We start from the raw sequence: 1065 nt of genomic DNA on the forward strand, positions 1-1065 counted from the left end.
CGCTGTCGTAGCCGCGGTCCAGGTTCACGTTGATTTGGTCGGGAAGCCCGCCGACCTGCTCGTCGGCGGCCTTGAGGGTGGGCACGAGCAGCGGGGAGTCGTGGCGGTTGGGCCAGCCGAGACGATGCCGAGCGGGACGCCGGTGGCCTCGGTGGCCACCGAGCACTTCAGGCCCTGTTTGCCCCGGTCCACCGGGGAGCGCCCGGCGGCCTCGCCGCCGGACGGGGCCTTGGTGATGCAGCCGTCCACGGACAGCTCGTCGAGCTCCAGGCCGATCATGCGGTCGTACGCTTGCAGGGCGAGCGCGTGGATCTGCTCGGCTATTCCCAGCTGGGCCCAGTACTTGACGCGGCGTCGAATGGTGCGGTCCGAGCAGCCGGGACTGGCAATGCGTTCGTAGCCGGAGCCGTGCACCAGCGCGGCGATGACATGCTCGAAGACCACCCGGTCGGGTATGCGCGGGTTGTGGCAGCCCAGCGGGTGTGTGTCCACATGCTCAGGCAGCAGCGCCGCGAACTGGTCCCACAAGGGTTCGAGCAGGCAGGACGGCAGGACGGGCACGAGATCTCCGGGAGGGGATGACGCCGACATGTGGTGCCGCCGCTCTCGTCCCGTCCAGCGTTGCTGATGCGACGGGGGCTGCTGGGCTGGGGTCAGCGCGGGTGGAGTTGCCCGGCGGCGGGGACGTCGAGGACGAAGATGTGGCCGATGTTCGCGTCTGCGTAGCCGTAGTCGACGTTTTTCACCCGGAGTTGTTGCGGGGTGGCTTCGACGATCTGGACGGCGATGGGGTCCGGGCGGCCGGGCAGGGACAGCAGCCAGTCCTGGGCCAGGTAGCTCAGCCCCATGCGGTCAAGGCACTGGCGGGCGTGATGCTCGTTGGTGGGTGCGCCGAGCGGGTGGCCGAAGACGGTGACCGGGGTGAACAGAAGCGGGTTGTCGTCGACCGGGCGCAGGTAGCCGAGGAGTTCGCTGTCCTCACGGCGGTGGTGGCGGGCCCAGTGGGCGGGGATCACGGCGGCTGCTCCGATGGGTGTGCGGCGGTGCCACATCGCATGTACAGGG

Annotated in this window: 1 protein-coding gene and 1 pseudogene; both read right to left on the reverse strand. The window is 69.7% G+C overall.

Going from position 1 to position 1065, the window contains the following annotated elements:
* Positions 1–561 (reverse strand): annotated as a pseudogene (locus ACF1A5_RS33855) (transposase); the annotation flags it as partial.
* A 92-nt stretch (positions 562–653) separates the two neighbouring features.
* Positions 654–1065 (reverse strand): hypothetical protein (locus ACF1A5_RS33860; RefSeq protein WP_392196667.1); only part of this gene is annotated, 412 nt, incomplete at its 5' end.

The organism is Streptomyces sp. NPDC014864, from assembly GCF_043081525.1.
GTDB lineage: Bacteria > Actinomycetota > Actinomycetes > Streptomycetales > Streptomycetaceae > Streptomyces.